Source organism: Arthrobacter sp. Y3225116, assembly GCF_059091245.1.
Genome location: NZ_JBNHGL010000534.1, coordinates 1 through 629 on the forward strand (window position 1 = coordinate 1; position 629 = coordinate 629).

At 75.4% G+C, this 629-nt stretch carries 2 protein-coding genes; both read right to left on the minus strand.

Features of this window, described 5'->3' with window-relative positions:
* Nucleotides 1–414: response regulator (locus tag AC5RV2_RS18810; RefSeq protein WP_494093591.1), on the minus strand; the 414-nt coding region annotated here is incomplete at its 3' end.
* Nucleotides 404–629 (minus strand): sensor histidine kinase (locus AC5RV2_RS18815; protein ID WP_494093592.1); only part of this gene is annotated, 226 nt, incomplete at its 5' end. The genes AC5RV2_RS18815 and AC5RV2_RS18810, both read right to left, overlap by 11 nt.

Here is a 629-nt window from a genome sequence, read left to right on the forward strand (position 1 = left end):
GGCGAAGACCGCGGCGATCAGCGCGTCGCCGGGGGTGTCCTTGAGCAGGTAGCCCACCGCGCCGGCCTCCACCGCACGCACGATGTCGGCGTCGCCGTCGTACGTGGTCAGGATCAGCACCTTGGTGTCCGGCCGCGCGGCAACGATCCGCGCGGTCGCGTCGGCGCCGTCCAGCCGCGGCATCCGCAGGTCCATCAGGACGACGTCGGCGCCCGGGTCCAGCGCGGCACTCACCGCCGCGTCGCCGTCGGGAGCCTCGGCCACCACCTCCAGCCGGTCCTCGGTGCCCAGCAGGCCGGCCAGCCCGGCGCGGACCACGGGGTGGTCGTCGGCGATGACGACGCGGATGCGCGGGGCCCCGGTGGCGGCCCCGGTGTGGTTGCCCGGGCTGCCCGGGCGGGGTTCAGCGGACATTGCCGGCTCCTTGCAGCTGCAGCGGGATGGTCATGGTCAGCCGGGTGCCGTCGCCCGGCGCCGAATTCACGTCGAGGCTGCCGCCGATTTCGGACAGCCGCTCGGCCATGGCGCGCAGCCCGTAGCTGTCGCCGGAGGTCCCCGCCCCGGGGACGAAGCCGGCGCCGTCGTCGTCCACGGAGAGCACCAGGGACGCTCCGTCGAGGTGCAGCCGC